General features: G+C 62.3%; 14 protein-coding genes. 4 read left to right on the top strand and 10 right to left on the bottom strand.

All coding sequences use genetic code 11. The annotated features are described in order from the left end of the window. Positions 1 to 7: 7 nt before the first annotated feature. The 4 genes from K663_RS07925 to K663_RS07910 form a co-directional block, all read right to left on the bottom strand. Positions 8 to 1,198, bottom strand: a complete 1,191-nt coding sequence (locus tag K663_RS07925) for a type III PLP-dependent enzyme (RefSeq protein ID WP_062116290.1) — start codon at positions 1,196 to 1,198, stop codon at positions 8 to 10. 148 nt (positions 1,199 to 1,346) lie between these two features. Beyond that, entirely contained in the window at positions 1,347 to 2,519 is a 1,173-nt protein-coding gene (locus tag K663_RS07920; protein WP_062116287.1) for a carboxynorspermidine decarboxylase, read from the bottom strand. Positions 2,520 to 2,622: 103 nt separating this feature from the next. Then, positions 2,623 to 3,828 (bottom strand): saccharopine dehydrogenase family protein, encoded by a 1,206-nt coding sequence (locus K663_RS07915; RefSeq protein ID WP_062120576.1) that lies wholly within the window; start codon positions 3,826 to 3,828, stop codon positions 2,623 to 2,625. 84 nt (positions 3,829 to 3,912) lie between these two features. Beyond that, on the bottom strand, positions 3,913 to 4,260 hold the full coding sequence (locus K663_RS07910; protein ID WP_062116285.1) for a GFA family protein: 348 nt from the start codon (positions 4,258 to 4,260) through the stop codon (positions 3,913 to 3,915). A gap of 40 nt (positions 4,261 to 4,300) precedes the next feature. Here K663_RS07910 and K663_RS07905 point away from each other — a divergent pair, with 40 nt between their 5' ends. After that, positions 4,301 to 5,032, top strand: coding sequence for a DUF2726 domain-containing protein (locus tag K663_RS07905; RefSeq protein WP_145902250.1), 732 nt, complete (start codon positions 4,301 to 4,303; stop codon positions 5,030 to 5,032). On the opposite strand, the gene K663_RS07900 is transcribed toward K663_RS07905, so the two are convergent. The 5 genes from K663_RS07900 to K663_RS07875 form a co-directional block, all read right to left on the bottom strand. After that, positions 5,029 to 6,612, bottom strand: a complete 1,584-nt coding sequence (locus tag K663_RS07900; RefSeq protein ID WP_062116279.1) for a cisplatin damage response ATP-dependent DNA ligase — start codon at positions 6,610 to 6,612, stop codon at positions 5,029 to 5,031. The two genes, K663_RS07905 and K663_RS07900, sit on opposite strands and share 4 nt — an antisense overlap. Continuing rightward, positions 6,612 to 7,604: a ligase-associated DNA damage response exonuclease gene (locus K663_RS07895; protein ID WP_062116275.1), complete on the bottom strand. Its 993-nt coding sequence runs from the start codon at positions 7,602 to 7,604 to the stop codon at positions 6,612 to 6,614. Before K663_RS07895 ends, K663_RS07900 begins: the two co-directional genes overlap by 1 nt. Positions 7,605 to 7,877: 273 nt before the next feature. Continuing rightward, the gene (hemA, locus tag K663_RS07885; RefSeq protein WP_062116269.1) at positions 7,878 to 9,098 is read right to left on the bottom strand and encodes a 5-aminolevulinate synthase; all 1,221 of its coding nucleotides are present in this window, start codon (positions 9,096 to 9,098) and stop codon (positions 7,878 to 7,880) included. Between the two features lie 154 nt (positions 9,099 to 9,252). Beyond that, positions 9,253 to 10,056 (bottom strand): glutamate racemase, encoded by an 804-nt coding sequence (gene murI / locus K663_RS07880; protein ID WP_062116266.1) that lies wholly within the window; start codon positions 10,054 to 10,056, stop codon positions 9,253 to 9,255. A 66-nt stretch (positions 10,057 to 10,122) separates the two neighbouring features. After that, positions 10,123 to 10,506: a PilZ domain-containing protein gene (locus tag K663_RS07875; RefSeq protein WP_235589545.1), complete on the bottom strand. Its 384-nt coding sequence runs from the start codon at positions 10,504 to 10,506 to the stop codon at positions 10,123 to 10,125. Between the two features lie 174 nt (positions 10,507 to 10,680). Here K663_RS07875 and plsY point away from each other — a divergent pair, with 174 nt between their 5' ends. From plsY to topA, 3 genes are all read left to right on the top strand, one after another. Beyond that, positions 10,681 to 11,280 (top strand): glycerol-3-phosphate 1-O-acyltransferase PlsY, encoded by a 600-nt coding sequence (gene plsY, locus K663_RS07870; protein WP_062120573.1) that lies wholly within the window; start codon positions 10,681 to 10,683, stop codon positions 11,278 to 11,280. After that, on the top strand, positions 11,277 to 12,359 hold the full coding sequence (gene dprA, locus K663_RS07865; protein ID WP_062116260.1) for a DNA-processing protein DprA: 1,083 nt from the start codon (positions 11,277 to 11,279) through the stop codon (positions 12,357 to 12,359). The genes plsY and dprA overlap by 4 nt, the downstream gene beginning before the upstream one ends. Positions 12,360 to 12,434: 75 nt before the next feature. Beyond that, positions 12,435 to 14,993: a type I DNA topoisomerase gene (gene topA, locus K663_RS07860; protein WP_062116257.1), complete on the top strand. Its 2,559-nt coding sequence runs from the start codon at positions 12,435 to 12,437 to the stop codon at positions 14,991 to 14,993. A 95-nt stretch (positions 14,994 to 15,088) separates the two neighbouring features. Here the strand turns inward: topA and era are convergent, their stop codons facing one another. Beyond that, positions 15,089 to 15,997, bottom strand: a complete 909-nt coding sequence (era, locus tag K663_RS07855; RefSeq protein WP_062116254.1) for a GTPase Era — start codon at positions 15,995 to 15,997, stop codon at positions 15,089 to 15,091. Positions 15,998 to 16,058 lie beyond the last annotated feature (61 nt).

Here is a 16,058-nt window from a genome sequence, read left to right as displayed (position 1 = left end):
CGCTTTTTTAGCGCAGCTTGATGACAGTCGCGCGACGGCGTGCGGGCATTGGATCGGCATAGAGGCTGGCCATTGGCTCGTCCTCGACTTCGATGATCGCTTCCGAGGTGAAGCCGTTGAAACCGGTACGCATCGCCGCGCCATAGGCACCCAGCATGCCGATTTCGATATAGTCGCCCGCAGCTACGTCGTCGGGAAGCATGAAGGGACCGACCATATGGTCCATGTCATCGCATGTCGGGCCGTAGAAGGAGAAGCCGGTCAGTTCCGCTTCGCTTTCGTCATCCCGCAGCAGCGCAACCGGAAAGCGCCAGCCGATATGCGCCGCGTCGAACAGCGCGCCATAGGCGCCGTCATTGATGTAAAGTTCGGTGCCGCGACGGCGCTCAACCCGGACGATGATGGAGCTATACTCCGCGGACAGGGCGCGGCCCGGCTCACACCATAGCTCCGCCGAATAGCTGATCGGCAGGCTTTCGAAGCCGCGATAGATGGCGTCGAAATAGGCTTCCAGAGCTGGCGGTTCCATGCCCGGATAGACGGACGGAAAGCCGCCGCCGACATCAATGATATCGACCGTGACGGCCGCATCGACGATGGCTGCGCGAACGCGTTCGATCGCGTCGCTATAGGCCTGCGGGCTCATGGCCTGGCTACCGACATGGAAGCAGATGCCGAGCGCGTCAGCCGCCTGGCGCGTGGCCATCAGCAGTTCGCGGGTCTCGCCCAATTCGACGCCGAACTTGGACGCCAGGCTGAGTTCCGAATGTTCCGACGAGACGCGCAGTCGCACGCACAGCTCAAGGTCTGCCGCGTCGTTCGTGGCGCGCATGATCTTCGCCAGTTCGTCCAGCGTGTCGAGCGAGAAGGTGCGCACGCCGTGCACATGATAGGCCTCGACAATCGCTTCTTCGGCCTTGACCGGATGCATGAAGCACAATTTCGCTTCCGGCAGCGTTTCGGCAACAAGGCGTACCTCAGCGATAGAGGCTACGTCATAATGCGTGATTCCGCTTGCCCAAAGCGTCCGGAGCAGATCCGGAGACGGGTTTGCCTTTACAGCGTAGAGCGAGCGCCCCGGAAACTTCTCAGTGAAGAATCGGGCGGCGCGGGCCGCAGCCTGCGGGCGGATCAGCGTTACCGGTGCTGCCGGTGTGAGGGTGGTCGCTACCCCCAGCGCGCTATGGTGCTTGTGCAATTCAAGGGACCTCCAGTGTAGTTCATGGCAATCAAGCTGCCTTGCGGTGGAAGTCCCATGGGGCAGCGGAAGGGCGATATATGCTGAGGGGTCCCCCCTGTAAAGCGCGCGTGCAAATTTTGTTGCGCGCCCAGCTATGAAATGTGCGTCATGAAAGACGGGACTTGAAATCTTCGTAGGAAAACTGGCGGATTTGCTTGAGTTCGTCGGTTTTCGAATTCCACAGCCAGATGGCGGGCAGTGGCACGCCGTTGAATGTGTTGGTCTTTACCATCGAATAATGGGCCTGATCGAGGAAGGCGATGCGCCGGCCCGGAGTCGCGCCGCCGGGGACTCGATAGTCGCCGATGATGTCGCCCGCGAGGCATGAGGGGCCGCCGAGTCGCGTCGGTTGCCCGTCAGCTTCCTCATGCAACATGGCCGGGCGATAGGGTGCCTCGATGACGTCGGGCATGTGGCAGGTGGCGGAAATGTCGGTGATGGCTACCGGCATTCCGTTGTCGATGACGTCGAGAATTTCGCCGATCAGGATGCCCGCATCGAGTGCCATGGCTTCGCCGGGTTCGATATAGAGATCAAGGCCGGTGTCGGCCTTGATCCGCTGGAGGAAGGCGATGAGGTCGTCGATCTGATAGTCAGCGCGCGTGACGTGATGGCCGCCGCCGAAGTTCAGCCATTTGAGCCCCGCGACATGCGGCATCACACGCGATTCGATCGCGGCCCAGGTGCGTTCCAGCGGCAGGAAGTCCTGCTCGCACAGATTGTGAACATGGAGGCCATCGACGCCGTCGAGATGCTCCGGCCGCAATTGGTCGATGGGGAAACCGAGGCGGCTGTGCGGCTGCGACGGGTCATATTTGGGCACTTCACCCTCCGCGTGAAGCGGGTTGATGCGCAGGCCGATGTCGAAGTTCACACCGTTCATGCGTGCATCGTCGATGACGGGTTGCATCCGCGCGATCTGGCCGGGGCTGTTGAAGATGACATGGTCGGAGATTTTGAGGATTTCGGCCAGATCGTCTGGTTTGTAGGCCGCGCAATAGGTTGCGACTTCGCCGCCATATTCTTCGCGGCCAAGGCGCGCTTCATAGATGCCCGAGGCGCAGACGCCGTCGAGATATTCCGTGACGACGGGGCCGAGCGACCACATGGAAAAGGCCTTGAGCGCGCCGAGCACCTTGATGCCTGCGCGGTCGCCTATGTCACGCAGGATCGACAGGTTGCGACGTATTGCGGCCTCGTCCACCACGAAGGCGGGCGAAGGCACGCGGTGGAGGTCGAAATGCGCGAAGGTGGCGGGGTCGCCGGCTTTGGTTTCCATCGATAATTCTCCGTCATGCCAGCGGAAGCCGGCATCTCAGGCGACAAGGCGCGGCGTGGAGGCACGAGATCCCAGCCTTCGCCGGGATGACATGGTTCTGCGATTAAAAGTCCAGCGGCTTGTCCAGTTCCTTTACCTGCCAGGGCAGGCCGTGCTTGTTCAGCATGTCCATGAAGGGATCGGGATCGAACTGTTCGATGTTGAACACGCCTTCGCCCTTCCATGCGCCAGTGAGCATAAGTGCGGCGCCGATCATCGCGGGGACGCCGGTGGTGTAGCTGACCGCCTGGTTGCCGGTTTCGGCATAGGCATCTTCATGGTCGCAGACATTGTAGACGTAGACCGTCTTCTGCTTCCCGTCCTTTTCGCCGGTCGCGATGTCGCCGATGTTGGTCTTGCCCTTGGTCGTGGAGCCCAGGCTGGACGGTTCGGGCAGGACGGCCTTGAGGAACTGGAGCGGGATGATCTCCTTGCCCTCGTAAATCACCGGGTCGATCCGGGTCATGCCGACATTCTGGAGCACTTCCAAATGCTTCAAATAGGCGTCGCCGAAGGTCATCCAGAAACGGATACGTTTGATTTCCGGGTAGAATTTGGCAAGGCTTTCCAGTTCCTCATGATACATGAGGTACATGTTCTTTTCGCCGACCTGATCGAAATTGAACGTCTGCTTGTGCTTCAGGGCCGGGCCTTCGACCCACTTGCCGCCTTCCCAGTGGCGCGAGGGCGCGGTGACTTCGCGGATGTTGATTTCCGGGTTGAAGTTGGTCGCGAAATGCTGGCCATGGTCGCCGCCATTGCAGTCGAGAATGTCGAGCGTGTCGATCCGGTCGAGCAGATGCTTCTTGATGTAGCTGGCGAAAACGCTGGTGACGCCGGGGTCGAAACCGGAGCCCAGCAGAGCCATGATGCCGGCTTCCTTGAAACGGTCCTGATAGGCCCATTGCCAGCCATATTCGAATTTCGGCGTGTCGCGCGGTTCGTAGTTGGCGGTGTCGAGATAGTCGGTTTTCGTAGCGAGGCAGGCGTCCATGATCGCCAGGTCCTGATAGGGCAGGGCCAGATTGACGACCAGTTTGGGCTGGACCCTTTCGATCAGCGCGATGGTTTCGGCGACATTGTCGGCATCGACCTGCGCCACGTCGATGGTGACGCCGGTGCGCGCCTTCACCGATTCGGCGACCTTTTCACAGCTGATGATGCGGCGGCTGGCGAGCGTGATGTGGCTGAAAATATCAGGGTTCATCGCCATCTTGTGAACCGCGACAGACCCGACGCCGCCCGCGCCGATGACCAGAACCTTGCTCAATTCCACTGCTCCATATCTCAAGCCGCGCCGGACGCGCGAAAGCGCCCATATAGGGGCTGCGCGTGACAGCGCAAAGTCAGTCTGTCAGAAGCTCGCGCCGTCGACTTTGTTGATCTTGAGCGCGTCGAGATCGACGGAGGGAACGCAGCGCAGATTGATGGCGCGAACCGGCCCGTCGGGTGATTTGCCTTCCGCGAAGGACTGCGTGCCGCAGATGGCGCAGAAGCGGTGCGTGATGTTGTGCTTGTAGAATTGATAGTCGGTCAGCTTGTCATCGCCGCTGTCGAGGGTGAACTGTTCAGCGGGGACGAAGGTGAGGACAAAGCCTTTGCGGCTGCAATGGGAGCAGTTGCAGGACATCGCTTCGGTCGGCGCGTCGGCGGAGACGGTGAAGGTGACAGCGCCGCAGTGGCAGCTTCCGGTGTAGGGCATGGGAGGCTCATCTCCTCGCGGGTTCAATAGAAGGTGAACATTGACGCCGATTGAGGCATCATCTTACATCTTAACGACATTATTACTCAATTTTCTGTATCAGGCGAGCATGCTCCAGGAACTCGATACTATGCTGGATATGCCGTTGACGCTTTTCGGCGTTCTGGCGGTGGGTGCGTTTATTGGCGTAGTATTCGAGAAGACATTCGCGGCAATAGATCGTGATAAGCGACGTGCTTATTGGCGTGAAAGAAATGCCAACAAGCCCCGAGCCAATCGCGAACTCACATCGCTGGCGTCGATAGAATCCGCTCAGAAAAGGGATTCGACGGAGATGGCAGCTGATCAGTTGAAGGTCGTCATGAAGGCTGATTTTCATTGGCGGGCTCTGCTAAACAAGCCGGAACGCCGCCTCTTGAGCTGCATCGACCAAGTGCTGGCAGAGGAATGTCCAGGTTGGCGGGCCATGGGGCAGGTCTCGTTAGGAGAAATTCTTTATAGCCGTGATAAGGATGCCTTCTGGGCCATCAATGCGAAGCGCGTTGATTTGCTCATCGTCGATCGAGATTGCCGCCCTCTTCATGCTGTAGAATTTCAGGGAACCGGCCATCATGGCAGTCCCGAGACCGCCGCGCGCGACGCAATCAAGAAGGAGGCGCTGCGTCGGGCTGGCATCGGTTATGTTGAGGTCGTAAGCGGAAATACACCCGCAGAGGTGCGCGATATGATCCGCAAGTTGGCCGGTGAATACAAAGCAAGATCTCAGGTTTAACTCACCAACCGCTTCAACCCTTCGACCGTATCCGCCTCCCCGGCAGGCTTGTCGCGCCGTATCCGCGCGATGCGGGGGAAGCGCATCGCCAGCCCGGACTTATGCCGCTTGCTCTCATGAATGCTGTCGAACGCCACTTCCAGCACCAGTGATTTCTCCACCTCCCGTACTGGCCCGAAGCGGTTCACCGTGTTCGTGCGGACGAAGCGGTCGAGCCATTTGAGTTCCTCGTCGGTGAAGCCGCTATAGGCTTTGCCTACGGGGTGCAGTTCGCCTTCCTCTGTCCAGCAGCCGAAGGTGTAATCCGAATAAAATGATGAGCGTTTGCCGTGGCCGCGCTGGGCGTACATCATCACGCAGTCGGCGGTGAGGGGATCGCGTTTCCATTTGTACCAGAGCGCCGCCTTGCGTCCGGCGACATAGGGGCTGTCGCGGCGCTTGAGCATGACGCCTTCGATGGCGGCGTCGCGGGCGCCTGCGCGAATGTCGGCGAGGGTTTCGAAGTCGGGGGCTTCGATCAGCGCGGAGATGTCGAAGCGGTCGGCGTCGAGCGTCGGGACGATGGTTTCGAGACGGGGGCGGCGTTGTTCCCACGGGAGGGCGCGGAGGTCTTCGTCGGCGTGGAGCAATATGTCGTAGAGGCGGACGAAGGCGGGGTAGTCGGCCATCATCTTTGCCGTCACAGCCTTGCGGCCCAGGCGTTGCTGGAGGGCGTTGAAACTGGCGGCTTCCCCGCCCTGAAACTCGCCTTTGACGAGCAGTTCGCCGTCGAGGACTGCGTGGGTGGTGAAAGCCTCCGCGATTTCGGGGAAGCTGCCCGTGATGTCGTCCCCGGCGCGGCTGTAGAGGCGGGTTTGCTCGCCGGTGCCGACGATCTGGATGCGAATGCCGTCCCATTTCCATTCGGCGGCATAGTGGGTGAGATCGACGCTATCGGCCTCCAGCGGATGGGCGAGCATGAAGGGGCGGAAGAAGGGGGTGCCTGCGGGGTCGGGCCGGTCGGATCGGCCTTCCGCCCAGTCGAACAGGGCGGCGTAGGGAGGGGAGAGGGCGTGCCAGCATTCCTCTACATCGTCCACGTCGAGGTTGAAGGCTTGCGCGAAGCCGGTTTTGGCAAGGCGGGCCGATATGCCGACGCGCAGGCCTCCCGTGGCGAGCTTGAGCAGGGCGAAGCGCCCCGACGCATCGAGATGGTCCATCATCTGCGCAAGGACGGCGGGCGCAGCGGCTCTGCTGGTGGCGTGGAGCCGGTCGATAATGGTGGACAGGGTGAGAGAGCCATCGTCCATTTCCGGCGGCTGGTCTTCGGCCTTGGGCCATAGAAGGGCGACGGTTTCCGCAAGGTCGCCGACATAGTCCCGGCTCATTTCGAACAGGACCGGATCGACGCGCGTGCGGGTCATTTCCGCGATCGTGGATGCCTTCACCGCCTTGATGTCGAGATTGCCGGTAAGCGCCGCGAGCGCCCAGCCTCGGTCCGGATCAGGCGTTTGCGCCATATATGACGCGATGAGATCCAGCTTGCCGTTGCGCGAGCGGGTGTAGACGAGGCCGTCCAGAAGCTGGGAGAAAGTGCGCATCAGCCCTCGTCCTCATCCTCGCGGCCCACAAGCGCCAGGGCCCGCGCGCCTATCTGGTGGGTCATGCACCAATGGAGCAGGGCTTCTTCCCGGCCGTGGGTGATCCAGGTTTCGGTTGGGGCGACTTCCCGGATCGTGTCGGTCAACTCGTCCCAATCGGCATGGTCGGAAATCACCAGCGGTAGTTCGACATTCTTTTGCCGGGCGCGCTGGCGGACGCGCATCCAGCCTGACGCCATGGCGGTGACGGGATCGGGCAGGCGGCGGCTCCACCGATCGTTGAGGGCGGAAGGAGGCGAAACGACGATGTGGCCTCGCAAGTCTTTTGCCGGGATGCCGGTTGCGGGGCGCAGTTCGCCCATGTCGATGCCGAACCGCTGGTACAGCGCACACATGCGTTCCATCGCGCCGTGAATGTAGATAGGGTCGTGATGGCCCCTGGCGCGTACTTCGCAGATGAGCCGCTGCGCCTTCCCCAGAGCGTAGGCGCCGACCAATAGGCAGCGGTCGGGATTGGCATGGAGCGCCGCGAGCAGGCGATCGACTTCGCTGCCCGTGTCGGGGTGGCGGAAGACTGGCAGGCCAAAGGTCGCTTCGGTGACGAAGATGTCGCAGGGGACCGGCTCGAATGCCTTGCAGGTGGGGTCCGGGCGGCGCTTGTAGTCGCCGGTGATGACGACGCGTTCCCCTGCGTGGTCCAGGACGATCTGCGCGGAGCCCAGGACATGGCCAGCGGGGACGTAGCTGATCCTGACTCCGTTCATGCGGATTTCGTCACCGTAGGGGACGGCGGTCCCCGACGCAGTGCCGTAGCGCAGCGCCATGATGGCCAGCGTTTCTTGCGTGGCCCACACATGGCCATGGCCGCCCCGCGCATGATCGGCGTGGCCGTGGGTTACGAGCGCGCGCTCCTGCGGAATGGATGGATCGATCCAGGCATCGGCAGGGCGGACATAGATGCCGGTGGGGTGCGGTTCGATCCAATGAGGCATGGGCTAAGAAAGGGATTGCGACCGGTTGGTTCCGCAACGATCGCGCAATGCGCACCGCTGTGCCGCGTCCCGGTGCGACAATGCCGTTGCCAGCGGCGGATGGATCAGCACATGCGCTGTCCATAAAGCCTGTGGCGGAAATGCCCGCCATGGCTGAGTTGTTCGTAAGCGCCAAAGGATCGCGCCGGTCCCCGATGGAGCGAGGCCGGCATTCGGAAAGCAGTCAAGTCAGCGAATTTGAGTAGACAGCGCCCGCCTGCCCTCAAAGGCGCATCAAGCGGCTTTTCTGATTTCCAGTTCAAGCCGATCCCATATTTCGACGAGCGCCTGGACGAGGTCGCGCATCATGTCCTCGCTATGTGCCGGTCCGGGCGTGAAGCGCAGGCGTTCGGTGCCGCGCGGCACGGTGGGATAGTTGATGGGCTGCACATAGGCGCCATATTCAGCGAGCAGGATGTCGCTGATCCGCTTGGCCTTGACCGGGTCGCCGACCATCAGCGGGACGATGTGTGTGACCGATGGCATGACCGGCAGACCGGCATCGGCCATCAGCTGCTTGAGGGTCGCGGCAGCGACCTGCTGGCCCTCGCGTTCCTCGCTGGAGCCCTTGAGGTGGCGCACGCTCGCCAGCACGCCTGCGACCAGCACGGGCGAAAGCGATGTGGTGAAGATGAAGCCGGGCGCATAGCTGCGGATCACATCGACTATCATCTGGTCGGCCGCGATATAGCCGCCCATGACGCCGAATGCCTTGCCCAGCGTGCCTTCAACTATGGTCAGCCGATCGGCGACCTCGTCCCGTTCCGAAATGCCGCCGCCGCGCGGGCCATACATGCCGACCGCATGGACTTCGTCCAGATAGGTGAGCGCGTTGAATTCATCCGCCAGGTCGCAGATCGCGGCAATGGGGGCGATGTCGCCGTCCATCGAATAGACACTTTCAAAGGCGATCAGCTTGGGCGTTTCGGGATCTTCGGCGGCGAGCAGCTCGCGCAGGTGATCGACGTCATTGTGACGGAACACGCGCTTTTCGCAGCCCGAATTGCGGATGCCCGCAATCATCGAGGCGTGATTGAGTTCATCGGAAAAGACGATGCAGCCGGGCAGCAGCTTTGCCAGAGTCGAGAGCGTCGCTTCGTTCGAGACATAGCCCGAGGTGAAGAGCAGCGCCGCTTCCTTGCCATGCAGATCGGCAAGTTCAGCCTCCAGATCGACATGATAATGGGTGTTGCCGCCGATGTTGCGGGTGCCGCCGGAACCTGCGCCGACGTCATGGAGCGCTTCTTCCATCGCGGCCACCACCTTGGGATGCTGGCCCATGGCGAGATAGTCGTTGGAGCACCAGACCGTGATCGGCTTGGGGCCATTGTGGCCGTGGAAGCAGCGCGCGTTCGGAAAAGCGCCCTTGTTCCGCAATATATCGATGAACACGCGATACCGGCCTTCGCTGTGGAGCCGATCAATCGCCTGCGCGAAGATATGCTTGTAGTTCACTTAACGCCCAATCCCTTGTGACCCGCATCCCCTTATTTCGGGGCATTTACCTGCTACGGCCGCCTTTTACCAGCGATAACCGTTCGCAGCGCTAGGGAGAAATACCTATCATGATGATAGAGGAAATTGGGACTGGACTAAAGGTCCCACCTCTTCACAGCGCTTCCATCTGTGTGAGACCGAAGTCGGCGAGCGCCGGGGCGAGCGTCGCCACGCTGTTGTCAAGGCGGGTAAAGACCGCCTTTCCTGGAGGACTGGACGCAGGCCAATTCTGACCCTGCGTGAGGTACGCGATGCGGCGGGCAATTCCATCGCCGCCATGGACGAATTTGAGCGGCTGGGGAGCGGCGGCCATCAGTTCTTCTTCCACCAGCGGGAAATGCGTGCAGGCAAGGACGACTGTATCCATGCGGTCCCCGCCGGACTGGTCAATCAGACCGGCCAGCGCGTCGCGGGCGATGTTCGGGTCGAGCGCTTCGCCGCGCAACTTGGATTCGGCGAGTTGAACGAGCGCAGCCGAACCATGGCGCAGGACCGTGCAGTCAGCTCCGAACTCTGCCGTGAGGCGATCCACATAGGGCTGGCGCACCGTCGCGTCGGTGCCAAGGACGCCGAACACCCGGCTTTTGGACAACAGGGCAGCGGGCTTGATGGCGGGCACGGTGCCGACCACCGGAATGTCGAGCGCGGCGCGGACGGCCGAGAGAGCGATGGTCGAGGCTGTGTTGCAGGCGATTACCGCCAGCCGCGGCCGGAACCGTTCGACCAGGCGCCCGAGCAGGGCGGGCACGCGGGCCGCGATCTCCGCCTCGCTCTTTGTCCCATAGGGGAATCCGGCACTGTCGGCAGCGTAGACGACCGGGGCGTTGGGCAGGGCCGCACGGGCCGGACCGAGAATGGAGAGGCCGCCGACCCCGGAATCGAAAAAGAGCAACGGTGCGGATGATGCGACTTTCATTGTGGCGCACATGTCGCGGCAGGAGGAAGGGCTGTCAACAGGGGCCTTGGGCCGGGCCATGCTGGTTCAGCGACCCCTGTTCCGTCCAAATCCGGGCCGTTTGAAGTCGCCCGCAGGTTGAGCGCGTTCAGGCGCTTGATAAGGTTCCGCTCCGGAATCCGACGAAATCCGTACCTTGGCGGGATCGACGCCATCGTCCAACTTGACCCCGAAAGACCGCTTTGTGCACCATGCAATCCGGCCTGCAATCGGATCATGTGTGGGCAGGCAGATGGTGACGGCTTCTCCGGCTATAAGATCAAGCTGGCATTTGCCGCCGATCCCCTGGGCCGAAACGTCACGGACGACAATGTCGATCTTGCCATGGCGGGGGTGAATCATCTGCGCCTTGAGCAGCCTGCGGTGGCGTTCGCTCGAGCGCTTTTGCTCATTGGCGGAATTTTTATCCACGTGCATTTTCTGAGGCATGTGCGGGGGCGACCATTTTGACCCAGACTATACCCGTGGAGGGACGCGCGGCAACAGGCAAGAGTTCGCGGGCGCTCGCAACGCCGGATTTCGCCTTTGGCATTGCCCATCACCGCCGGAACGCTATGGTCCGCGCGCAATCAATTCGGCGAGATCATGACACCTGCCTGGCTACTTCCCGCTTTCGTCCTGCTGATATCCTATCTGCTGGGTTCCATCCCCTTCGGCTTAGTGCTGACGCGCGTCACTGGGGCCGGGGATCTGCGCAAGATTGGATCGGGGAATATTGGCGCCACCAACGTGTTGCGAACCGGGCGAAAGGGGCTGGCTGCCGCGACGCTGCTGCTTGACCTGCTCAAGGGCGTGGCGGCGGTGCTGATCGGCGCGGCGCTGATCGATGGCGGAGGGCCGATGGCGGGAGCGATGGCGTTTATCGGCCACTGCTATCCGGTCTGGTTGCGTTTTGCAGGCGGCAAGGGTGTTGCGACCATGATGGGCGTTGTGAGCGCGCTGTACTGGCCTGCGGGCATCGTCTTCGCTCTGGTCTGGCTGGGCGCGCTGTTCGGCACGAAATGGTCCTCGGTCGGTGGCATGGCAGCAGGGATCAGCGCGCCGGTGGCGCTGTGGTTCATGGGGCGGATCGACCTGGTGCCGGTGACCCTGGGACTGGCGCTGATCCTGCTTTGGCGGCACCGGGCGAACATCGCCCGGCTGGTCAGGGGCGAGGAGCCAAAGATCGGGGCGGCCAAAGGGTGAGCGAACAGGAGCGATTCGATCGCCTCCGTCTGATCCGTTCGCCCCGTATCGGGCCGGTCACTTTCCGGCACCTGATCGCGCGTTTCGGCAAGGCGGGCGAGGCATTGCGGGCCGTGCCGGAACTTGCCGCGCGAGGCGGCGGGAAGGCGAGTGTTGCGGATGCAGGCGTGGTTGAGAAGGAGATCGCGCGGAGCCGGTCGCTGGGCGCGCGCTATCTGCTGATGGGCGACAAGGACTATCCATTTCTGCTGGACCAGATGGAGGCGGCTCCCCCCGCGCTGATCGTGCGTGGAGACGTTGGTCTGGCGGCGCGGCCATGCGTTGCGCTGGTGGGGGCGCGCAACGCCTCGGCTGCGGCCTGCCGCTTCGCCCGCACGCTATCGCAGGAGCTTGGCCAGCAGGGCGCAGTCGTTGTCTCTGGTCTGGCGCGCGGCATCGATACGGCGGCGCATCAGGGGTCGGTAGCCACCGGAACCATCGCCGTCATAGCCTGCGGCATCGATATCGTTTTTCCGCCAGAGAATGAGGCGTTGCAGGAACAGGTCGCGGCGGAAGGTCTGTTGGTGACCGAACATCCTCCGGGTACACAGCCGCTGGCGAGGCATTTTCCGGCGCGGAACAGGATCATCGCTGGGCTGGCCGCTGGCACGGTGGTGGTTGAGGCCGCGCCGCGGTCTGGATCGCTGATCACCGCTCGCCTGGCGGCGGACGCGGGGCGTGAGGTGATGGCAGTGCCCGGCTCGCCCGCCGATCCCAGGGCGCAGGGCTGTAATCAGTTGATCCGCGACGGCGCCACGCTGGTGCAGAATGGCGCGGATGTGATCGAGGCCATTGGCGGGATAGGCGGCCGAATGGTCCGGCAAGGGCGTTCGGGCTTTGACGGAGAACCCGTCTCGTCGGATGTGGCAGGCGCGGACCGGGACATCGTGTCGGACCTGCTCGGCCATTCCGCTGTGCCCGTAGACGAGATCATCCGTCTTTCCATGCTGAGCCCGGCGATCGTGCAGACGGTGTTGCTGGAGCTGGAGCTGGCGGGCCGCCTGGAACGCCATGCGGGCGGTAGGGTGAGCCTGTCATGATGGCCTTGACGCGGACCGCAAACGCCTTCCAGACTCGCGCGTGTACGTGAGAGCACTCAAATAACCGGGGCATGAATGCAGCTTGTCATCGTTGAATCGCCGGCAAAGGCGAAGACCATCGAGAAATATCTGGGTGGGGATTTCCACGTTCTTGCCAGCTATGGTCACATCCGCGACCTGCCGGCCAAGGACGGTTCAGTGGACCCCGACAATGGCTTTGCCATGAGCTGGGAGAATTATGGCGACAAGGGCAAGCAGCTCAAGGCCATCGCGGATGAGGCCAAGAAGGCCACGCGCCTGATCCTGGCGACTGACCCTGATCGCGAGGGCGAGGCGATCAGTTGGCATGTGCAGGAAGTGCTGCGCGCGAAGAAGGCGCTGCCGCAGACGGTCGATCGGGTGACGTTCAACGCGATCACCAAGGCCGCCGTGCTGGAGGCCATGGCCAAGCCGCGTTCGCTGGACGAGGATCTGATCGATGCCTATCGGGCGCGGCGGGCGCTTGACTATCTGGTGGGCTTCACCCTGTCGCCGGTGCTGTGGCGCAAGCTTCCGGGCGCAAAGTCAGCGGGCCGCGTCCAATCGGTTGCGTTGCGCCTGGTGGTGGAGCGTGAGCGCGAGATCGAAAGTTTCGTGCCCCAGGAATATTGGTCGGTCACGGCCGAGATGGAGCAGGGTGGGCAGGGCTTCACCGCGCGTCTCATCCGTTGGAAGGGCGAGAAGATCGAACGCCTGACCATCGGCAAGGAAGGCGACGCCATGGCCGCGAAGGCGGACGTGGAGGCTGGGCGCTTCACCGTCGAGAAGGTCGAAACCAAGCCGGTTTCGCGCAATCCCCCGCCGCCTTTCACGACTTCGACGCTTCAGCAGGAGGCAGCGCGCAAGCTGGGCTTTTCGGCCAGCCATACGATGCGTGTGGCGCAGCAGCTCTATGAGGATGGCGCGATCACCTACATGCGTACCGACGGCGTGCAGATGGACGGCAGCGCCATCTCCGCCGCGCGAAAGGCGATCGCGGAGCGCTATGACGGTGGCTATCTGCCCGAAAAGCCGCGACAGTATCAGACCAAGGCCAAGAATGCGCAGGAAGCGCATGAAGCGATCCGTCCCACCGAATTTTCGCGGGACAAGGTCGGCAGCGGCGACCATGCCCGGCTTTACGACCTGATTTTCAAGCGCGCGCTGGCGAGCCAGATGGCTTCTGCGCGGCTGGAGCGGACGACCGTGGATCTGGTCGATGGCACCGGCCAGCATGCGCTGCGCGCCACCGGGCAGGTGGTGATTTTCGCGGGATTCCTGGCTCTCTACGAAGAGGGTCGCGATGACGCCGAGGATGATGACAGCAAACTGCTGCCGCGTATGAGCGCAGGCGACGCCCCGGCGAAGAAAAAGGTGATGGCGGAGCAGCACTTCACCCAACCACCGCCGCGCTATTCGGAAGCGAGCCTCGTCAAGAAGCTGGAGGAATTGGGGATCGGACGTCCGTCCACCTATGCTTCCACATTGCAGGTGCTGAAGGACCGCGACTATGTGCGGATCGAGAAGAACCGCTTCTTCGCTGAGGAGAGCGGGCGGCTGGTGACTGCGTTCCTCGAGCGCTTTTTCGAGCGATATGTGTCCTACGACTTTACCGCCGGGCTGGAAGATGAGCTGGATGAGATTTCCGGTGGCCGCGCGCAATGGCAGGCGGTGCTGGAAGCCTTTTGGCGAGACTTCAAACCGAAGACGGCCGAAGTCATGGAGCAGAAGCCTTCGGACATCACCGCCGAGCTGGACAAGTTCCTGGAACCGATGCTCTTTCCGCCCAAGGCGGACGGCAGCAATCCGCGTGCCTGCCCCTTGTGCGGCGACGGGCAATTGTCGCTGCGTGGTGGCCGGTTCGGTGCGTTTATCGCCTGCTCCAACTATCCCGAGTGCAAATTTACCCGGAAGTTCGGCCAGCCCGGTGTCAAGGACGGCGAGGATACAGGCCCCGAAGTGCTGGGGCAGCATCCCGAAACCGGGCTGGACATCACGAAAAAATCGGGTCGCTTCGGCCCCTATATCGAAATGGGGGAGGGCAAGGAGGCGAAGCGCGGCTCGATTCCCAAGGACCTGCCGGATGGCGAGTTGACGCTGGACTGGGCGGTGAAGCTGCTGAGCCTGCCGCGCGAGGTCGGGTTGCATCCGGAAACGGGCAAGCCCATCGTGGCGAATATCGGGCGCTTCGGGCCGTATTTGCTGCATGATGGCAAATATGGTCGGCTGTCCTCCACCGCCGAGATTTTCGAGGTGGGCATGAATAGCGCCGTCGTGAAGCTGGCGGAAGCCGCCAACAAGGGCCCGCGCGGCGGTGCGTCACGCGAACCGCTCAAGGTGTTGGGCCAGCATCCGCGGACCGAAGCCGAGATCAAGCTGATGGCCGGGCGTTATGGGCCTTATGTCACTGACGGGACGACCAACGCGACTTTGCCCAAGACGATCGAGCAGGATGCGTTGACGCTGGAGGAGGCTGCGCAGTTGATTGACGCGCGCGCGGCTGCCGCCCCGGCGAAGAAGGGGAAGAAGGCGCCTGCGAAAAAGGCCGCTGCCAAGAAGCCCGCAGCGAAGGCTGCGAAGAAGGCGCCCGCAAAGAAGAAAGCAGCGGCGGAGTAGTCCGCCTGCCGGTGATTTCTAGTATGGTCGAGAACTGGGGAGCGCGTTCGACGCGCTTCTCAACTTCGCTTGAAACGAACGAAGGCTGGGTGAGGCTACTCCACCCAGTCCAGGCCGATATCGCGGTAGATGAACCGATCATCCTCCCAATCTTCCTTCACCTTCACGTGGAGGTAGAGATGGACCTTTACGCCGAGCAGGCTCGCCAGTTCAGCGCGCGCCTTTGAACCGATTTCCTTAAGGCGCTGCCCGCCCTTGCCCAGCACGATCGCACGCTGGGTTGGACGGCCGACGAGAATCTGCTGGTGGATTTCCACAGATCCGTCCTCACGTTCCTTATATTGTTCGGTATCGACGGCGGTGGCGTAGGGCAGTTCGGCGTGTAGCTGATGATAAAGCTGTTCGCGCGTGATTTCGGCCGCCAGCATCCGGTCGGTGGCATCGGAAACCTGATCCTCGGGAAAATGCCACGGACCTTCCGGCATGGCGTGGGCGAAGGCGGTCTTGAGTTCGGGCAGGCCGTCGCCGGTCGCGGCGCTGACGAAGAAGGTCTCGGCAATGTCCAGTCGCTCATAAAGCCGCTCGGTATGGACCAGCAGCTTTTCCTTGATGGCGATATCGACCTTGTTGAGGACCAGCCATTTCTTCTCCGGGCGGGACGCCAGTGCGGAGATGATTGGCTCCATCTTCGGGCCCAGGCCAGCCTTTCCATCGACGATCAGCGCGATCAGGTCCGCGCCCTGCGCGCCGCCCCAAGCTGCCTGCACCATCGCGCGGTCCAGCCGCCGTTTGGGCGCGAAGATGCCGGGGGTGTCGACCAACACCATCTGCGTGTCGCCCTCGATCGCCACGCCCATGACCCGGGTGCGGGTGGTCTGCGCCTTGGGACTGGTAATGGCTACCTTTTGGCCGACAAGCGCATTTACCAGGGTCGACTTGCCCGCATTGGGCGCGCCGACGATGGCGACGACGCCACAGCGTTGGGATTCAGGATCAATCGTCAAACAAAACTCCGTTCAGCCCCGCCTCTGTCGCAGGGATTTTCTTCTTAATGCAAAATGGGTC

The organism is Sphingobium sp. MI1205 (genome assembly GCF_001563285.1).
In the GTDB taxonomy this organism is placed as follows: domain Bacteria; phylum Pseudomonadota; class Alphaproteobacteria; order Sphingomonadales; family Sphingomonadaceae; genus Sphingobium.
Note: the sequence above shows the minus strand (reverse complement) of the source record. Positions and strands in the feature narration are given on the sequence as shown.